Source organism: Roseateles sp., assembly GCF_047654805.1.
In the GTDB taxonomy this organism is placed as follows: domain Bacteria; phylum Pseudomonadota; class Gammaproteobacteria; order Burkholderiales; family Burkholderiaceae_C; genus Pelomonas.
The window spans coordinates 308210-326520 of sequence record NZ_JASGIV010000001.1; the positions used below are offsets into that span (position 1 = coordinate 308210).

Consider the following 18311-nt stretch of genomic DNA (forward strand, 5'->3'; position numbering starts at 1 on the left):
GATCAGAAGCGCCAGTCCAGCGCGCCGCTGATGCTTCGCGGGGCGCCCAGGTAGGGCAGGCTGGTGCTGAGGCTGGCCACGTAGCCGCTATCCGTCGCGTTGTCGATGCGCGCGCGCGCGGTGAGTTGCGGGGTGATGCGCAGCGTCAGGGTGAAGCCCAGCAGAGAGTAGGCATCGTCCCAGGCCGTGTTGGCGGTGTTGGCGAATCGCCTGCCGACATGGCGCCAGTCGGCGCCCACGACGAGCGACTCATTCGGGCGCCAGTCGAGGCTGCCGCCCAGCACCACCGTCGGCACGTTGGCTGGGCGCTTGCCTGCCCGCGACACGGTCGTCGTGCCGACGGTCTCGACGAAGCTGTCGAAGCGTGCGCGGGTATAGCTGGCCTGAGCGGCAACAGTCCATTGCGGGCTGGCGCGCCAGCGGGTGTTTAGCTCAGCGCCTTGGCTGCTCTGCGCGCCGACCGGAATGACCTGGGTGCGATCGTTGGGGTCGGTGATGGAGAGGTTCTTGCGCGTGATGTCATAAGCCGCCACGGTCGCCCAGCCCCGGCCGGCGTCGAAGCCCAGCTTGCTGCCCACCTCGACCTGCCGGCCGCGGGTGAGGTCGAAGTCGCGCAGCGCCGAGAAGCCGGCGGTGGCCAGCGCGCCCGAGGGTGGGTCGGCGGCTGTGCTGGCCTGAGCGTAGACCTGCCAGCTGGGGCTCAGGTCCCTGACCAGGCCGATCCGGCCGGTCAGGGGCGAAAACTGCGTCGTGAACAGCGCCGGGTTGGTTGCGGATGCCGTGCGGTGATTGCGAACGTCCAGCGCGATGCGGTCGGTTCGCAGCGCGCTGACGACCGCCCAACCGCTGCCCAGTTCGGTGCGGTTCTCTGCGAACAGCGCGAACGCGCGCAGCACATTGGTGGCGCCGGGCGTGTAGCTGCGCGTGATGCCGGGCGTCTGCAGGAAGTAGCGGTCGGCTGGCGCGTAGGGATTGGTGGTGTCGAACGGGCCGTTGACCGACAGAGGGAAGCGCGTCTGTTCGTTGAAGCTCCAGTCCCAGCCCAGTGCGAAGTCTGAGGGCTGGCCGGCGATGCGGGTGGCGTGCTTCAGCTCCGCGCGGCTGCCGGTGACGTGCTGATCGTGGCGCTGCAGCAGCGCGCTGGAGCGCTCCACCGCCGTGTTGCCGGCCTTGAAGGTGTAGACCTCGACGTTGTCGTAGTCGCGCAGCGCGTCGTAGTGGTAGAGCGTGTGGCTAATCCGGGTCTGCGGCGATGGTGTCCATTCGAGGATGGAGCGACCCCACGTCACGTCTTGCTCATAGCGGCCGTCCACCACGTTGTAGTTGATGCCGAAGGTGTTGGCGTCGAACTGCAGGGCGCCGCTGACCGTGCCGTCCGCAGCGCGCAGCATGGGAGTGCCCCAATAGGGCTGCGTCACCTTCTCGTGCTGGCGCTCGATGGCCAGCGTGTGCGTGAAGGCCGAGGCCAGCGGAGCGCGCCAGGACGCGCTGGCCTGCCAGGCGCTGCGATCACGTCCCTGCGTCCACAGCGCACCTTCGCTGCGGTTGAGTTCCAGGCGCAGCACCTGCCCAGCCAGGGTGCGCTGCAGGCTGGCAGCAGCCTGGGCACGGTCGCCCGCGCCCGTGTACAGCCGCGTCAGGTCGCCGCTGGTGTCGGCCACCTTGGTGATGACGTTGATCGTGCCGCCTACTGCTCCCGAACCGCTCAGGAAGCTGGACGGGCCGCCGATGGCTTCCACTCGGTCGACGATCCAGCTGTCCACTGGCCGGGCGGCGATCGCGTCGTACTGCACGCTGATGCCGTTGTAGAGCTGGGCAAGCGAGCCCGCACCGAAGCCGCGATAGAAGACGCTGCCGGCCGAGCCCGGCGGGTCGGCGGCCACGATACCGGGCACGCTCTTGAGGACGTCCTGGGTGTTGGCGGCGCCGCGGGCCTCGATGGCCTCGCGGTCTATGAGGGTGACGCTGGCCGGCGTCTGCTGCAGCGTGATGCCCAGGCGCGAGTTGCGGCCTGCGGTCGCGCCCAGGCCGCTGGCGGTGCCGCTGACGGACACGCGGTCAAGAGTTGCGCTGGGGTCGGCCTGGGCGTGGACGTTGGGGCCTGCGAGGCAGGCAAGCGCCAGGGACGCAAGGCGGGAGAGGCTGTTCATGAAAATGAAAGGATGCATGGCCGGCCGCGCGCCCCGGAGGGCGTCGCAGCCGGTCAAAGACCGTAAGAAGTCGGGAAGATCGAATGGAGCGGCCGGTGGGCCGCCGCAGTGCCGCGTCAGGCCCGAGCGGGTGGCGCGTGCAGGCGCTGGGTGAGCCAGCGCAAGGTGGCGTCGTGCGCGATGCCAGGTACCCTGGCGGGAGGTCGCTGTGCCGACGGTAGTAGGTTTGCCAGAACCGCTCGGGGAGGCTGGGCAGGCAGTGGCGCGGCGCCCAGCAGCGGGCCCAGGGCGCAGGTGCCATGGGCACCGGAAAGGTGGCTGGAGTCGGCCGGCTTTGCAGGCTGCGTGCGCACGCCGTAGACCGAGCAGATGTCGGCTGTCGTCACGCCGCGCGACTGTGCTGCGCTGGCGGCCAGCCAGGGAGTGGCGACCTTGAGCAGCAGGGCCAGCACCAGCAGCCCCACCCACACGACACGGGTCGTGCGGGTTGCATGGCGGTAGGGCAGGCCGGTGTGACGCATCAGTGCGCGTGCTCGGTCGACGGGGCCGGTGTCACAGTCAGCTTTATGGCCGGCGCGCGGGGCGTGGGCGTCGTGGCGCTGGGTTTCTCAGACCAGTTCCACTCGCCTTGGGTGCAGATTTGGCGCACCCCGAACCACAGCGTGCCGGGTTCGACCGGCAGGCCGGTGCGCACCACGAACTCGTCATACCAGGCGTCGGGCAGGTAGTTGGCTTCTCCATTGGCCGCCCAGCGCACCTCGGCGAGCTCGTCGGTCACGGATTTGCCGTGGTTGTCATAGGGAGCCCTCAAGGGGCGGCGCGTGGTGGTTAGCGTCCAGCCGGGCTTGGGCATGGGCTTGGCCCCGCGCAGTCCTTCAGGGAGCGTGACGACGACGACCTTGGTGGGCGCGCCGTCGCAGCCGTGGCCGATCTTGAAGGTTGCGCGATAGCTGCTGCCGGCCTGGGCGGCGGGCTGGTCCAGCGTGACATGAGCCGAGACCGCGGTGGTGCTCAGCAGCAGGGCGAACAGGTGCGGGTGTTTCATGGTGGTCGTCCTCATGCCGGCCGGCTTGCAGGCCGTCCGGTATTGGTCCGGCGTCGGGCAAGCCGGCGGGCTTGTCCTCGGTCCAGGCTCAAAGATCGAACTTCAGCTCGGCCGAGTAGCTGCGCTGCGGATAGTTGTGGAAGTTCCAGTACCGGTAGTTGTTCAGGTTGTCGATGCCGAAGGCGGCGCTCCACTGGCTGTCGATCTTCCACAGCACGCGCACGTCGGCCGTCATGTACTTGCTCACGCCCTGGTAGGCGAAGCCGTTCACGTCGGCATTGTTCAGCGTGCGGTACTGGCGACCGCTGTAACGCGCGGCCAGGCTGGCGGACCAATGTGAGTTGAAGCGGTAGGCGGCCAGTGCGGTTGCGCGCCAGCGCGGAATGTTGGGCTGCCACTTGCCGATCGTGTCGCCCGGAGTCGAGACGAAACCGGTGTTGGCCTTGATCTTGGAGTCGGTGTAGGTGACGCTGCCCGACAGGTCCAGGCCCCTGAGCCCCCAGTCCACCGCCGCAAGCGCTGCCTCCAGCCCCTTTGTGCCCATCTTGTCGATGTTCTGCACGCGGCTGATGTTCCGGTTCGCGATCAGGTCGAGCACGGTCTGCGAGTAAATCGAGTCGCGCGTGGTCTCCGCAAACAGCGTCAGGCGCGACTGCAGCGCACCCCAGGCCGTTTGCGCACTCAGCTCGGCGGTCCACGACCTCTCGGGCTTGAGGTTGGGGTCGTTGATGTACTGCGAGTTGGTCGTGGAGGTGGCGCCGTACAGCTCGCCGACGGTGGGCATGCGTACCGCACGGCCGAGCGACGCCTTGAGCACCGTGTCCGGCGCGGCCTGCCACGACAGTGCTGCCTTGGGGGACAAGACGTCCTCGCTGCGCGATGCGTAGCCCTGGCCGGACGTGGCCGAGAAGTCGGTACGGCCATCCCATGCCTGCCAATGCTCGGCGCGCAGGCCCAGCACCGCCTTCCAGTCCGGGCCAAGCAGCCAGGCGTCCTGGACGTAGGCGGCCTGCAGCCGGGTCTTTCCGCTCACCTTGCTGATCAGGCTGCCAGGCCCGTCCATCAGATAGTTGCCCGCGATGCCCGAGGTCAGGTAGCTGAGCCTGTAGTTGTCGCGCTGCAGCCCGAAGTCCACCACATGCGCCGTGCCGGCTGGCCGCCAGATGCCTTTGGCGGCCAGCGTGCTCCACCCGGTGCCGCTGCCGTCGGCCAGAGAGCCGGCGCCGCCGCTCCAGGCGCCCGGCTGCGGGTTGTCCGTGACGAGCACGCCGTTGACGGTCAGGCCGTTCTGGCGCTTGCTGTCCTTCTGGTAGTCGTAGAGGCTGGCGGCGACTTCCCAGTCCCATTCACCACCGCTGCGGCTCTTCACCGAGACGCCGTGCATGACGTGCCGCAGCTTCTCGCGCGTCAGCGCGAAGTCGGACGCGGTCAGCCTGGCGAACTGCTTGCCATCGATGATGACGGGGCCTGAATACACAGGCTTGCCGGCTGCGTCGCGCAGCCAGCTTTCGGAGTTGCCGTCTGAGTCGTTGCGCCACAAGCCCATGGCATAGCTCGCGCGCACCGTGGGGCTGAGGTCGTAGGCCAGCTTGAGCTTGAGATGGTCCTGGGTGGTGTCGTACTGAGTGCCGGCGCCCAGCAGATACCAGGGCAGGTTGTTGCTGTTGGGTACGAGCACGGCGCCAGTCACTGGGGGCGCGGTGCTGCCTGCGGGGATGGCGGTGCCGGTGCTGGCAAGGCGCGTGGCGAAGGTCAGCGGCTGGCCTTGGCTGCTGGTGCGGTTGAGGTTGAGCCACCAGCTGAAGCCGCCTTCGCGGCTGCCCACGGACGCGCTGGCTTGCCAGGCCCGGTAGCTCGTGCTGACGCCGTAGAGATCTGATGGCTGGACGCTGTAGACCAGCTTGGCATGAGCCTCGAACTTCGTCGGCATGCGGGTCTGATAGTCCACTACCGCGCCCACGGAGTTGCCCGGATAGGCGGCCGAGAATGGGCCGTACATCACGTCTACGCGCTCGATCTCCTCGGGCGTGACGAGCCCCCAGCGCGGGGGGAAGGAGAGTCCGCCCACGCCGTTGCCGAGGTAGTTGGACAACAGGATGCCGTCCGCATAGACGGCCGAGCGCGCGCTGTTGCCGGTGCCCGAGGCGCGGCTGGACAGGATGGCGTGGTTGTAGTCGCCGATGTAGCGCTTGCGCACCAGCAGGCTGGGCAGGTACTTGAGCGCATCCTCGGCGTCGGTTGCGTTGACGCTGCGCTCGATGTCCGAGCGTGTGACGGTCTCACGGGTGGTCGGGATGTTGGTGGGCAGGGAGCTGGGCGCGGCGCCTTGCACGCGTACCAGGCCGAGCTTGTTGAGGGGCGAGGCGGCTGGTGCGTCGTCGCAGTCGTCGCAGGCCAGGGCGCCGCCGGCCGCGAGGCTCAACGGCAGCGCGGCGCAGGCAGCAGCGGCCGCGCGCACGAGGAAGGTTTTTTTCATGGAAGAGCGGGATCGGAGTCGGGCCATCGCCCACGGGCGATGACGGGTTCCGGCCGAGGGGCCGGAGGGGCAGGGGACTCAGATCCGCCCGGGGGGGGCGCGTGCGCTGGCCGGGCGCCAGGCGTGGGCCGTGACCGGCGCGGTCCAGAAGCGCTCTGGGGCTTGCTGCACCAGTTCGCCACGCAGCACCAGTAGCGGCGCGGCCGGTGGGCCGGCGAGGTCGGCCGAACCGATATGGCAGGCCGGGCAATGGCCCTTGGCCAGCAGGTCCAGCGCCGCTTCGAGGGGCTGGGGCTTGGCGGCGTTCGTGGCGGTCGGTGCGCGGCAGACGTCCTGCCAGGCCGAGAAGTCGCCTCGCGCGTGTGCCAGGGCTGCGCTGATGCCAGGTGACAAGACGCCAAGCAGGAACACGGCCAGCAGCCACGCGACGAAGGCGCGGGGGTGGCGGCGTGAGCGGGGCGTCATGGCGGGCAGGAGGTCGGGCGGCGGGCCGGCAATGGAGGGCCGGCCGGGCGGCATTGTGCAGCACGGCGGCCATCGTTGCCCTGGGTCCCGGCCTTCCCGGAGTCGCGGCGCAACCAGATGGCTCTTTTGAGGTTGTGCGTCGATGACTCCGAAGCAGACACTGCATCGATGGACAACTCTGCCGCGCCGCCCAAGCCTGCGCTCGGCCGCCTGCTTGCCTGGATGGGTGCCGAGGCGCCCAAGCTGCTGGCCAGCGTCGTGGTGCTGGTGCTGGGCTTCTGGATCAAGGATTCGGTGGACCTGGCCATCAAGCAGCGCCAGCTCGACCTGAGCTACACCAAGGAGATGCAGGCGCTGGTGCAAAAGCTCACCGAGGAGGAGGATCTCGGCAAGCTGAAGAACGCCGCCGTGGTGCTGGCCTCCTTCGGGGAGCCGGCGCTGCCAGCCTTGCTGATGGAGTTGCGCCGTACCGACTTGCACGCGGTCGCCGCGACGCGCGGCCTGGAGGCCCTCGCCGTGCGCGAGCCCCAGACCTTGTGCCGGCTGCTGCCGCCGCTGCTGCTCAAGCGCAACCAGCACTACGACATCGGAGCCCACCGCACGCTGGTCGGGTTGATCGGCGACAACGGCTGCACCAAGGCGCTGCCGCAACTGCGGCGCTACCGTGACCTCGTCGACGCCGCCGTGGCAGGCAGACCCGAGGCCCTGAAGCGCTGCATCGGCGGCGATATCGGGGCACCGGCCGAGGCCTATCCGCTGCTCAAGCAGGCCGTGGACGAGGCCATTGCCAACCTGGAGTGAGCGTCATGAAGACCATCCTGCTGGCGTTGTTGCTGGGCTGCGCCGCGGCTCGGGCCAGCGTCGTCAACTGCCCGCCCGCGGCCAACAGCTTCACTGTGCTGCTCAGCGAGCCCAGCGGCGACGCGCTGCCGGACCGCGCCGCCGTCGAGCGTTTCTTGAACAAGCTCCAGTTCGAGCTGGACCAGACGCGCGACGAGCGCTGGATCAACCCTGGTGCGACGCCCGTGGTGTTCAGGGCCTGCCCCAGGCGGGCGCCGGCCATGGACGGCAGCGAGTTCAGCCCCGAGGTCGTCGAGCAACTGAACGACCAGCGCGTGCTGCTGGAGATCTGGGGCGCCGTGGAGCGCGACGGCACGCCGCCGACGCTCAGCGCGCAGATCAACTATCTGCTGGTGCCGCTGCGCTTTGCTGCGGACCGGCGCGACGCTGTGCAGGGCTTGCCGAACGGGCTGCAACGCCTGCGCTATCCGGAGGCCGGAGCCGCGCCCACCCAGGATGCCGTGCAGCTCGTGTCCCGCCCGCTGGACCTGGACGCGTTCGTCGCCACTGCGCTGGGCCTGAAGCTGATGCGTGAACGTGCCTACGAGCCGGCCCACGCCAACCTCTGCCGCGCCAGCGGCCTGCTCGGCGCCATGCTGAAGCGGCCGTTGACCGGGCGCGGCAAGGCCGACTTGGCGGCACTGCGCGAGTTCGTCGGCAGCAGTGCCGGTCGCGTGCTGCGCGAGGCCCTGGCCGACCCGGCCTATGCGCGCACCGGCCTGCTGCGGCTGCAGCAGCCGGCCCAGCCTTGCGCAGGAGCCGAATGATGCGCCGCGCCGTCCACCCCTTGCTGGCCGTGCTGGCACTGCTGTTCATCCTGCTGCCGCAGCGACTGCTGGCCATGGACATACGGCCCTGCTCCGACCCGGTTGTCTTTGGCGGCGCAGCAGTCAATGCACTGGTGCTGCCGTGGCGGGCGCAGTCGGGGCCGCCGACGCTGCAGGCGGCCAGCCGCCAGCTTTCGGCGCTGGCCCATCTGCAGTTGCTGATGGGCATGCTGAAGTTCGGCTCCATAGGCGTGGTGGACCTGGTGGCCGAGCCCCAGCAGGTGTGCGACGTGGATCAGGTGCTGGCTCGCGTCAGCCGCTACGGCGTGGCCAGCGGCCGGCTCAAGCCGGGCCAGGGCGTGGTGGTGTTGTGGGGGCGGTTGTTCGAGCAGGACGGCGAGCTGTTCTTGCAGAGCTATCTGCGCTTCGGCCGTCAGGGTCGCGATGGCCTGGAGCCCGAGGTGCTGGCCGTGCCCCTGCAGGTCGGTGACGCGAGGCTGGAGCTCAAGGTCGCCTTGCCCGCGCAGGCGCTGTCGTTCGCGCCGCGGCGCATCCTGTTGTCCGACCTGGCTCGCATCGACACGGCCTTTCGCGCGGCGCTGCGCGTACGCTCCACACCCGACCTGGCAGCGCCGGGCGTGGAGATCGGCAGCTCCACACGCGAGAGCTTCCCCTACTGGGTCGCCGAGGCGCGTGGCGATTGGCTGAGGCTGGCGCCGATGCGGCCGGGCCTGCCGGCCGGCTGGGTGCGGGCGCGCACCGGCGATGAAACACCGGAATGGTCGCTGTCGCGCTGGCTGCCCGAACTCGACTTTGCCGAAGGCGTGGCCGGCTGGTTGAGGCTTCGCGCAGGCAGCGTCCCGGTGGCGCAGCGTCCGGCCATGGCTGACGCAGCGCTGGCAGCGCTGGCGCGCTACGAGCGTGCCGTGCCGGCAGACCAGGCGCCCGCCGCCTGGGGGGTGGCTGCCGGCCTGCGCGGCCAACTGGCCTGGGCCGGCGAGCTGCGCGAGGCTGCCGGCCAGCAGTTCGCGCGAGCCGCCGACCGCCTGCCCGGCAGCGCAGCCGCTCGCCAGAGCGCTGCCGTCATGGCTGCGGCCGGCAAGCCGCTGGATGCGAAATCCGCCAAGGCGCTGGCCGATGAACTGCTCGCCGTACTGGCGCTGGACCCGGGCGACCCGCTCGTGCGCGGCAACCTTCAGGTGCTCTACGGCCTGTACGCGCAGCGGCCCGACTGGAGCCCGTTCACGCCGGAGCAGTTGGCCTTGCGGCGGCAGCTCCTGGGGGGCTAGGTCAGCAACTCGGCCAGCGCGCGCGCAACCACCTGGGTGGCGCGCTTCAGGTCGTCCAGTACCAAGTGCTCGTCGGCCCGCTTGGCATTGCTCTCCAGCACCGTGCGCGGCCCGGCACCGTAGATGGCGGCCGGGATGCCGTGGGCGGTGTAGAGGCGCACATCGGTGTACAGCGGCGTACCCGAGGTTGGAATCTCTTCGCCAAACACCGCCTGTCCATGCTTTTGCAGCGCGGCCACCAGCGGAGCTGCGCCGGGCAGGGGCCTCATCGAGTTCGCGAGCAGCAGGCGCTTGACGTCGAGCCTGATGCCGGAGCTTTGCGCGACCGCGTTCTCGATCAGGGCGAGCACCTCGGCTTCGACGACCGCCGGGTCCTCCTCCGGGATCATGCGGCGGTCCAGCTTGATAACGACCTTGCCTGGCACGACGTTGGTATTGCTGCCGCCTTCGATACGGCCGACGTTCAGATAGGGATGCGTGATGCCTGGCACCTCTGAGCGGCGCGTCTTCAGAACTTCGTTGTGGGCGTAGAGGGCCGTCAGCAGCTTGTTGGCGGCCTGCAGCGCATCGATGCCGGTGCTGGGGTAGGCCGCATGGGAGGCCAGGCCGTGCAGCGTCACCTCCATCTGCAGGCAGCCGTTGTGGGCCGTGACGACCTGATAGCTGAAGCCGGCGGCGATCAGGTAGTCGGGCTTCGTCAGGCCTTGCTTCAGCAACCAGCCCGGGCCCAGCTCACCGCCAAATTCCTCGTCGTAGGTGAAGTGCAGCTCGACCGCGCCCCTGAGTGGCAGGCCCGAGTGCTTCAACGCCAGTAGTGCGAAGGTGTAGGTCGCGAAGTCGCTCTTGCTGACGGCCGCCGCACGGCCGTAGAGCTTGCCGTCCACGATCTCGGCGCCGTAGGGGTCATGCGTCCAGCCCTCGCCTGGCGGTACCACGTCGCCATGTGCGTTCAACGCAATGGTCGGGCCGCCGTCGTCGAAGCGATGGCGAACGATCAGGTTCGTAATGGACTGCATGCCGGCGGCCTGCACGTCGGCGACGGGTACGGCGTGCTTCTCGACCTCGAAGCCTAGCGCCGCCAGCAGCTCGGCAGTGCGCTCTGCATGCGGCGCGTTGTTGCCGGGGGGGGTGTCCGTGGGGACGCGGACGAGGGCCTGGAGGAACTCGATCTGTTCGGCCAGGCGGGCTTCAACGGTTTGATTCAGAGGGCTCATATTCTTCAATCTTTGGCGTTCGCGAACGACGCGAGCATTTCCACTTCAGACGCACCGGGCGCGATGTGCAGCAGCAGGATGCCGTGCAACTCCACGGCGGGGTGCCAGGCGACTTCCCTGGCGAACCAGAAGGCCTTGCTCAGGGGTTCATCCTCGTGACAGGTTGTCATCACGAATCGGTCTTGGGGAATCTCTCCGTAGTCGAAGTTCCTCAAATTGGCTTCGTCGACTGCGTTCTCCCAGTGGCTGCATCCAGCCCCCCAGGCCATCGCGTACAAGCATCCAGAGTCGACCAGCCATCGGCCGACTGCTTCCCGCCAGTCCGGCCGAACATCCTCGTGAACGATGGTGACGCACCGGAAGGGCCTTTCAGCGCGCCAATCAGGCAGTCCTGCGTTGGGTTTGACGTGCTGGTAGACGACGCAGCTGTTCATTTGCCGGGGCCTATGGCCGAGCGGCCAGGAGTTCAACCAGTTGGTCAAACGCCTGCACTGCCAACTCCGCGTCATCCGCCGTGACCGATTCCAGCGGGTTGTGGCTGATGCCGCCGTTGCCGCCACGCACGAACAGCATGGCCTGCGGCAGCAGCTCATGGATCTTCATGGCGTCGTGGCCCGCGCCCGACGGAAGTCGGTGCAGCGGCAAGCCCAGTGCGGTGACGGCAGCTTCCCAGCGGGACTGCCAGGTCGGGTCGCTTGGCGCGGCGTTGGCTGCCAGCGTTGGCCTTAGCGTGAAGCTGAGGCCGCGGCGCTCGCAGATCTCTGCCAGCCTGGCGCGCACGTCGGCGTCCAGCGCATCGCGCGCCGTGTCGGTCGTGGCCCGCAGATCCAGGCTGAAGTGGCAGCGGCCAGGGATGACGTTGGTGGAGCCAGACGGCACTTCCAGCATGCCTACCGTGCCGACGACGTCGGGCACGGCGGCAGCGCGCTGCTCGACGAACAAAATCAGCTCGGCCGCGCCTGCGGCCGCATCACGGCGCTGGTCCATGGGTGTGGTGCCGGCGTGGCTGGCCAGGCCGGTGATCTCGCCGGTGTAGCGGCGCGAGCCGTTGATGCTTGTGACGATGCCCAACGGCAGGTCCAGGCCGTCCAGCACCGGACCTTGCTCGATGTGCACTTCGACGAAGCCGAGATAGCGCGACGGGTCGCGCTTCAGCGCGGTGATGGACTCCACCGTGCCGGACAGACCGGCGGCCCGCATTGCGTCGCGCAGCGTGATACCGGCTGCGTCCGTGCGGCCTAGCCAGTCGGCGTCGAACGCGCCGACGACGGCGCTGGACGCGAGGAAGTCGGCAGGGAAGCGCTGGCACTCCTCTTCCGAGAATCCTATGACCTCCAGCCCGAATGGCAGGCGCTTGCCGGCGCGGTGCAGTTCGCGCACCACCAGCATGGGTACGAAGATGCCGAGCCGACCGTCGAAGCGACCGGCTCGGCGTACGGTGTCGAAGTGGCTGCCGGTCAACAGCCGCTTCTCCGTCGAGCCGTTGTAGACGCCGACGACATTGCCCACTGCATCGCGGCTGACTTCGTCGAAGCCGCATTCGTGCATCCAGGCCATCAACTGCTTGGCGACGGCCGTGTGCGCAGGCGTGGCGTAGGTGCAGGCCAGGAAGTCGTCGGTGTCGCTGTGCACGGCCAGATCCCGGGCCCAGTCCCACAACTGCTCGCCCAGGGCAGGCTTCGCGCCGAACTTGTCGTTGAGGCGGATCTCGGCGATGCGGTGGATCTGGCGCAGGCATTCGGCGCGCTCCAGGTCAGGGTGGGCGCGCAGCCGGCGCTCGAAGGTCGCGATGATTTGCTGGCGTGTGAAGCCGGTGCCGCGCGGGCCGCGTACGGCCAGGATGAACGGAAAGCCAAAACGCGCGTTGTAGTCGGCGTTGAGCTGCTGCAGCTTCGCAAACTCCTCGGGCGTGCAGGCGGTCAGCCCTGCCTTCTGCTGCTCGTTCGTCGACTCAGCCGTCAGCTCGCCAGCGACGGCAGCCTTGCCGGCTAGCTCAGGGTGGGCGCGGATCAGGCCCAGCTGCTCTTCGACGCTGGCTTCGCGCACCACGCGGGCCAGGGCGACCTTCAGCGCGGCCAGCGTCGCGAAGGGCCGGGCCGTCGCGGCGCGTTCGGCGATCCACGGCGAGTGTTCGTAGGTGCCGTCCAGCAGGGCGACGAAGTCGGCAGTGCCGGCGCTATTGAGTTTCTCGAGTGTCATCATTCCCAGACGAAGGCCGTCCTGGCGTCAAAGGGGTGAACGGTCTTCCAGTGCCTTGCGATGTCCAGCCGGCGACAGACCCACACGTGGTCGTGGCCCTCAAGGTAGTCGAGGAACTTCTGCAGCGCGCGCATGCGGCCTGGGCGGCCAAGGAGGCGGCAGTGCATGCCGATGCTCATCATCTTCGGGCTCTCGGCACCTTCGGCGTACAACACATCGAACGTGTCCCTCAGGTACTCGAAGAACGGCTCGCCGTGGCTGAAGCCCTGTGGCAGCGCGAAGCGCATGTCGTTGCAGTCCAGCGTGTAGGGCACGACGAGATGAGGCGCCAGCTCGCCGTTGGTCTTGCGCACCTGGAGCCAGAACGGCAGGTCGTCGCCGTAGTAGTCGCTGTCGTACTCGAAGCCGCCGAAGTCGGCTACCAGGCGGCGCGTGTTGGGGCTGTCGCGGCCGGTATACCAGCCCAGGCCATGCGGGTCGCGGCCCAGTGTCAGGCGCTTCAGGCTGGCCATGGCCTGGGCCAGGTGGGCCCGCTCAGTGTCCTCTTCCATGGCCTGGTAGTGGATCCAGCGCCAGCCGTGCGACGCGATCTCATGGTCGAGCTCGACGAAGGCCTGGGTCACGTCCGGGCAGCGCTCCAGCGCCATGCCCACGCCAAAGACGGTCAGCGGCAACGCGCGCTTCTCGAACTCCTTCAAGAGCCGCCACACGCCCACGCGCGAGCCGTACTCATAGATGCCTTCCATGCTCAGGTGCCGCGCCGCATAGCTGGCCGGGTTGAACATTTCCGACAGGAACTGCTCGCTGCCGGCGTCGCCGTGCAGCACCGAGTTCTCGCCGCCCTCTTCGTAGTTCAGCACGAACTGGACCGCCACCCTGGCGCCGCCGGGCCATTGCGCGTGGGGTGGGTTTTCGCCGTAGCCGATCAGGTCGCGGGGATAGCGTGCTGTGCTCATCCCTACACTTTGCATCAAGCCGCATCCAGCGACGGAGAACGGAATCCCGATGGGCAAACTGACAACACATGTGCTCGATACCGCCAACGGCTGCCCCGCAGCCGGCATGGCCGTCCGCCTTTACCGTCTTGAGGCGGAAGGCCCGAAGTGGCTGCGCAGCCTGCACCTGAATGGGGATGGCCGTGCCGAAGGCCCGGTTCTTGAAGGCGTGGCTTTCACGGCCGGACGCTATCGGCTGGTTTTCGAGGTGGCGGCGTACTTCCGCGCTCGTGGCGAGAAGCTGCCTGAGCCTGCCTTCCTTGACGAGGTGCCGCTGGACTTCGGCATCGCCGACGAGGCGTCGCACTACCACGTGCCGCTGCTCGCGTCGCCGTGGGCCTATTCGACCTACCGTGGCAGCTGACAAGTCGTCACGACTGGACCGCCTGGGTGATGGCGGCCTGGTCGTCATTGAAGGACTGGCCAGCATCGGCGCGTGGGGCAGCGCCGGCGTGGCCGTTGCGATGGGCAAGTTCCTTCTGGCGGGTGTGCTGACCGCGCTGGGACTGGGCGTGTTCTTGCGGCTCAAGCGGCTGCGCACGAACAGGAGGACCGGGCGTGGCTGACTCCGCCTGCATCCTCGTCACCGTGGGGCGCACCAGTGGCAGCGTGCCGCGCGAGGTGGGTGCCTGGATGACGGTGACGGCAGAGGGCATCAGCGGTACCGTGGGCGGCGGCCACCTGGAGTTCGATGCCATTGCCCGCGCCCGAACGGCGCTGGACGGCGGCGAGCTGGCGGCGGAGGTGCGCTATCCCCTGGGGGCGAGCCTCGGCCAATGCTGTGGCGGCGTCGTCTGGCTGTGCTTTGAGCGTGTCGAGAACGCCGAAGGCCTGGCGACTCGCCTGCCCCGGCCGCCGCTGCGGCCGCTGGCCGTGTTCGGCGCCGGCCATGTCGGCGTGGCCATCGCCCGCATCGCGCGCGACCTGCCGCTGGCCCTGCACTGGATAGACAGTCGGGACGGCCAATTTCCCGCCGAGCCGCCCGCGCCCGGCTGGCGCCAGGAGGTCTGCGAGCCGGCTGCCGATGCGGTGGACGAGCTGGCGGCCGGCTCGGCTGTGCTCATCATGAGCCACAACCATGCCGAAGACTTTGACCTCGTGGCCGCTTGCCTCAAGCGGCAGCGGCAGCGCAAGGACCTGGCTTTCATCGGCATGATCGGCAGTCGCACCAAGTGGGCGAGTTTTCGCCAGCGGCTGCAGGCGCGCGGATTCACCGAGGCCGAGCGGGCGCAGGTGGTCTGCCCCATCGGCGTGCCAGGCGTCGCGGGCAAGCAACCCGCGGTCATCGCGGTGGCGGTGCTGGCACAGATCCTGGCACTTCCTCAATAAACTCGCGCCCTGTCGCAGCGGTGTCGGGCCTCTTCAGCCCGCGGACGCGACCCTTAGGCCCCACAGCACCCGCCGTGGTGGGGCCATCGAGATCACCACCGCTTCATGGACATCTACCTGCTCGACTGGGCCAACCTGCTACTGCGCTGGCTGCACGTCATCACCGTCATCGCCTGGATCGGCGCGTCCTTCTACTTCGTCTGGCTTGACAACCATCTCGTCAAGCCGACGGCCGACGACCTCAAGGCCAAGGGTGTCGACGGCGAGCTGTGGGCGGTGCATGGCGGGGGCTTCTACAACCCGCAGAAGTACATGGTGGCACCGTCCAACCTGCCGCAAGACCTGCACTGGTTCTACTGGGAGAGTTATTGGACGTGGATGAGCGGCTTCGCCCTCTTCGTCGTGCTCTATCTCTTCAACGCGAGCCAGATGCTCATCGACCCCCGCGTGTTCGGCTGGGGGGCGCCGTGGCAGGCGGTGGCGGCGGCACTCGGCTTCCTTGTCATGGGCACGGTGGTTTACGAGGCCGCCTGCCACGGGCTGGGGCGCACGGCCGGCGGTGGCGTCGGGAATGACGGTCGCGTGCTGGCTGCGGTGGCGGTCTTCGTCGTCGCCGCGAGCTGGCTGGCCTGCCAGCTCTTCCCCGGCCGCGCGGCCTTCCTCATCGTCGGCGCGACGCTGGCGACCATGATGACCGCCAACGTCGCGCACTGGATCATCCCCGGCCAGAAGAAGGTCATCGCGCAGATGCGCGCCGGCCAGAGGCCCGACCCCATCTACGGCCAGCGCGGCAAGCAGCGCAGCGTGCACAACACCTACTTTGGCCTGCCGGTGCTGATTGCCATGCTGAGCAATCACTACGGCATGCTGCACCAGCATGCGCAGAACTGGATCGTGCTGTGCGTGCTGATGGCCGCGGGCGTGGCCATCCGCGTGTTCTTCGTGAAGCGCCACAAGGGCGTGAACAGCTGGGGCGCCGTCGCGCTGGCGCTGGCGCTGTTGGCCGGGCTGGTCGTCTGGATGGCGCCCAGGCCGCAGGCCGAGTCAGCCGCGCCCGCCACGCTGGAGCAGGTGCAGGCCATCGCCGGCCAGCGCTGCCTGGCGTGCCACATGGGCGAGGCAGCGCAGAAGGGTGTGCGCCTGGACAGCGCCGAGGCACTGGTCGCCCACAAGGCACAGATCTACCAACAGGTCGTCGTGCAGCGCGCGATGCCGCTGAACAACGCGACGGCCATGACGGACGAAGAGCGCGCCCTGGTTGGGCGGTGGGCACGGCAGCCATGAGCCCGGATCCCCGCGGTTTCCTGCGCCGGCTCTACGACGTGGCGGTGGCGAGCGCACTGCCGGGGCAGGTGCTGGCCGCCCATCTGCCGCCACCGCCAGACCCGAAGAAAGGCCGCACCCTGGTGCTTGGTGCCGGCAAGGCCGGTGGGTCGATGGCCCAGGCGCTGGAGGCCGCCTGGCCGGCCGAGGCGCCGCTTTCGGGCCTGGTCATCACACGCTACGGCCATGTGCCGCCGGGCTTCAAGCCGCGGCGGCTGGAGGTCGTCGAGGCCGCCCACCCTGTGCCGGATGCCAGCGGCCTGGCCGCCAGCGAGAAGCTGCTTGCACTGACCAAGGGCCTCACGGCCGACGACCTCGTTATCTGCCTGATCTCCGGGGGCGGGTCGGCCCTGATGAGCCTGCCGGCGCCGGGCCTGCTGCTTTCCGACAAGCAGGCCGTCAACCGGGCGCTGCTGAACAGCGGCGCCGCCATTGGCGAGATGAACTGCGTGCGCAAGCACCTGTCCGCCATCAAGGGCGGCCGCCTGGCCGCGGCCTGCGCGCCGGCGCGCGTGCTGACGCTGACCATCAGCGACGTGCCCGGCGACGACCCCGCAGTCATCGCTTCCGGCCCCACGGTGGCCGACGCCACCACCTGCGCCGACGCGCTGGCGATCTGCCGCCGCTACCGGATCGATCTACCACCTGCTGCCCGCGCGGGCCTGGAATCGGGGGCCTTCGAGACGCCCAAGCCCGGGGATCCACGGCTGGCCGGGCATGGGCTGATCATGCTGTCGACGCCGCAGATGAGCCTGGCGGCTGCGGCCGATGCTGCGCGTGCCGAGGGCTTCGCTGCCTACATCCTCAGCGACGAGATCGAGGGTGAGTCGCGTGTCGTCGGCGGCGTGCACGCGGCGCTGGCCCGTGCCGTCGCGCGGCACGGCCAGCCCTTTGCCAAGCCCTGTGTCATCCTGTCGGGCGGCGAGACGACGGTGACCGTCGATGCCGGCAGGCCTGCCGGCAAGGGGGGGCGTGCCACCGAGTTCCTGCTCGGCTGCGCGCTCGCCCTGCAATGCGAGCCGGGCGTCTATGCGCTGGCGGCGGATACCGACGGCATCGACGGTGTCGGCCCGCATGCCGGTGCGTTACTGACGCCCACCAGCCTGGGCCGCGCCCGCGCGCTGGGGCTGAATCCTCAGGCCTTGCTCGACGCGCACGACAGCGCCAGCTTCTTCGAGCCGCTGGGCGACCTGCTGGTGCCTGGCCCGAGCTTCACCAACGTCAATGACTTCCGTGCATTGCTGATCGTTTAGGGCCGGCAAAGCCCGTGGCGCTGCACAGGCCTTCGTCCTAGACTGGTTTGCCCCAGCGTCCGAAGGAGTCCGCGATGACTGCAGCCGCCGAGCGTTTCTTCGTCAGGCACAGCGCCTTGCCGACCATGCCCGAGGTGGCCTCGCGGCTGCTCAAGAGCTTCGACGACGACAACGTCGGCCTGGGCCAGATCGCGGCGCTGATCGAGAAGGACTCGACGCTCACCGCCCGGGTGCTGCGGCTGGCGAACTCGGCCCACTACAGCCCCTCGCACCAGATTGCCACCGTCGTCGACGCCGCCCATGCGCTGGGTCTGGAGACCTTGCGCAATCTGGCCATGGCGGCCTGCCTGAGCGGCGCCTTCCCACAAGTACAGGGCCTGGACCGCACCCGTTTCTGGCGTCACAGCGTGGCCACGGCCAACTACGCGCGCATTCTCGCCCGCATGTTGGGCAGCGACGCGGCCACCGCCGACACCGCCTACCTCGCCGGGCTGATGCTGCGTACCGGCCAACTGCTGATGGCCATCGACGAGCCGCACCTGGTGGGTGACGTCGAGGCCCATGCCGCCGAGCCCGGCAGCCGCTTCTCGCTGGAGGAGCACCGCTTCGGCTGTACGCATGCCGACGTGACCGCCTCGCTGGCCGTGCACTGGCAATTCCCGCGGGCGCTGGTGGATGCCTTCCGGGACGCCAACGCGCCGCTGGAGGTACGCCCCTTCTCTTTGATTGCCGCCGTGCTGCACGTGGCCGAGGTGCTAGCCGATGCGGCCGAGCACCACGACGAGCCGGTGCATGCGCTGAAGGTCGCCGTGTCCGAGCTGATCGAACACCTGCACCTGGACCTGGAGCTGCTGGCCGCGCGGGTCGCCGCTACTGGCGACCCGGCGGCCGAGGTGGAGCAGATGCTCCATTGAGCGCAGCCACCCCGGCAGCCCCACAATCGGGGCACAAGACCGGGAGGACATG

18 protein-coding genes are annotated in these 18311 nt (G+C 68.9%); 9 read left to right on the forward strand and 9 right to left on the reverse strand.

The features are described from left to right. Positions 1-2: 2 nt before the first annotated feature. The 5 genes from QM732_RS01440 to QM732_RS01460 form a co-directional block, all read right to left on the reverse strand. On the reverse strand, positions 3-2150 hold the full coding sequence (locus tag QM732_RS01440) for a TonB-dependent receptor (protein ID WP_415654438.1): 2148 nt from the start codon (positions 2148-2150) through the stop codon (positions 3-5). A gap of 116 nt (positions 2151-2266) precedes the next feature. Next, positions 2267-2671 (reverse strand): DUF2946 family protein, encoded by a 405-nt coding sequence (locus QM732_RS01445; protein ID WP_415654439.1) that lies wholly within the window; start codon positions 2669-2671, stop codon positions 2267-2269. After that, positions 2671-3195: a YcnI family protein gene (locus QM732_RS01450; protein WP_415654440.1), complete on the reverse strand. Its 525-nt coding sequence runs from the start codon at positions 3193-3195 to the stop codon at positions 2671-2673. The genes QM732_RS01445 and QM732_RS01450 overlap by 1 nt, the downstream gene beginning before the upstream one ends. Positions 3196-3283: 88 nt before the next feature. Further along, positions 3284-5671 (reverse strand): TonB-dependent receptor, encoded by a 2388-nt coding sequence (locus QM732_RS01455; RefSeq protein WP_415654441.1) that lies wholly within the window; start codon positions 5669-5671, stop codon positions 3284-3286. Between the two features lie 78 nt (positions 5672-5749). Next, positions 5750-6136 (reverse strand): DUF2946 family protein, encoded by a 387-nt coding sequence (locus tag QM732_RS01460; RefSeq protein ID WP_415654442.1) that lies wholly within the window; start codon positions 6134-6136, stop codon positions 5750-5752. A 168-nt stretch (positions 6137-6304) separates the two neighbouring features. Here QM732_RS01460 and QM732_RS01465 point away from each other — a divergent pair, with 168 nt between their 5' ends. The 3 genes from QM732_RS01465 to QM732_RS01475 are packed head-to-tail and all read left to right on the forward strand — an operon-like array spanning position 6305 to position 9032. After that, on the forward strand, positions 6305-6937 hold the full coding sequence (locus QM732_RS01465) for a hypothetical protein (protein ID WP_415654443.1): 633 nt from the start codon (positions 6305-6307) through the stop codon (positions 6935-6937). 5 nt (positions 6938-6942) lie between these two features. Then, on the forward strand, positions 6943-7743 hold the full coding sequence (locus QM732_RS01470; protein WP_415654444.1) for a hypothetical protein: 801 nt from the start codon (positions 6943-6945) through the stop codon (positions 7741-7743). Further along, positions 7743-9032: a hypothetical protein gene (locus QM732_RS01475; protein WP_415654445.1), complete on the forward strand. Its 1290-nt coding sequence runs from the start codon at positions 7743-7745 to the stop codon at positions 9030-9032. Before QM732_RS01470 ends, QM732_RS01475 begins: the two co-directional genes overlap by 1 nt. Here the strand turns inward: QM732_RS01475 and QM732_RS01480 are convergent. Genes QM732_RS01480 through puuE form a run of 4 tightly spaced genes read right to left on the reverse strand, consistent with a single transcriptional unit; the run spans position 9029 to position 13401 of the window. After that, positions 9029-10246 carry an ArgE/DapE family deacylase gene (locus QM732_RS01480; protein ID WP_415654446.1) on the reverse strand — a complete coding sequence of 406 codons (1218 nt, stop codon included), beginning with the start codon at positions 10244-10246 and terminating at the stop codon, positions 9029-9031. The two genes, QM732_RS01475 and QM732_RS01480, sit on opposite strands and share 4 nt — an antisense overlap. Positions 10247-10251: 5 nt before the next feature. Further along, a complete protein-coding gene (locus QM732_RS01485; RefSeq protein ID WP_415654447.1) occupies positions 10252-10680 on the reverse strand; it encodes a hypothetical protein in 429 nt (142 codons plus the stop codon). A 10-nt stretch (positions 10681-10690) separates the two neighbouring features. Next, positions 10691-12448, reverse strand: a complete 1758-nt coding sequence (gene uraD, locus QM732_RS01490) for a 2-oxo-4-hydroxy-4-carboxy-5-ureidoimidazoline decarboxylase (RefSeq protein WP_415654448.1) — start codon at positions 12446-12448, stop codon at positions 10691-10693. Further along, positions 12445-13401, reverse strand: coding sequence for an allantoinase PuuE (gene puuE, locus QM732_RS01495; protein WP_415654449.1), 957 nt, complete (start codon positions 13399-13401; stop codon positions 12445-12447). Before puuE ends, uraD begins: the two co-directional genes overlap by 4 nt. A 49-nt stretch (positions 13402-13450) precedes the next feature. Here puuE and uraH point away from each other — a divergent pair, with 49 nt between their 5' ends. The 6 genes from uraH to QM732_RS01525 all read left to right on the forward strand — a co-directional run bounded on the left by uraH (position 13451) and on the right by QM732_RS01525 (position 18259). Beyond that, entirely contained in the window at positions 13451-13804 is a 354-nt protein-coding gene (gene uraH, locus QM732_RS01500; protein ID WP_415654450.1) for a hydroxyisourate hydrolase, read from the forward strand. After that, entirely contained in the window at positions 13794-14006 is a 213-nt protein-coding gene (locus QM732_RS01505) for a hypothetical protein (protein WP_415654451.1), read from the forward strand. The genes uraH and QM732_RS01505 overlap by 11 nt, the downstream gene beginning before the upstream one ends. Beyond that, positions 13999-14769: a xanthine dehydrogenase accessory protein XdhC gene (gene xdhC, locus QM732_RS01510; protein ID WP_415654452.1), complete on the forward strand. Its 771-nt coding sequence runs from the start codon at positions 13999-14001 to the stop codon at positions 14767-14769. Before QM732_RS01505 ends, xdhC begins: the two co-directional genes overlap by 8 nt. 105 nt (positions 14770-14874) lie before the next feature. Then, on the forward strand, positions 14875-16053 hold the full coding sequence (locus tag QM732_RS01515; protein WP_415654453.1) for a urate hydroxylase PuuD: 1179 nt from the start codon (positions 14875-14877) through the stop codon (positions 16051-16053). Then, a complete protein-coding gene (locus QM732_RS01520) occupies positions 16050-17345 on the forward strand; it encodes a glycerate kinase type-2 family protein (RefSeq protein ID WP_415654454.1) in 1296 nt (431 codons plus the stop codon). The genes QM732_RS01515 and QM732_RS01520 overlap by 4 nt, the downstream gene beginning before the upstream one ends. Before the next feature lie 74 nt (positions 17346-17419). Continuing rightward, on the forward strand, positions 17420-18259 hold the full coding sequence (locus tag QM732_RS01525; protein WP_415654455.1) for an HDOD domain-containing protein: 840 nt from the start codon (positions 17420-17422) through the stop codon (positions 18257-18259). Positions 18260-18311: the final 52 nt, after the last annotated feature.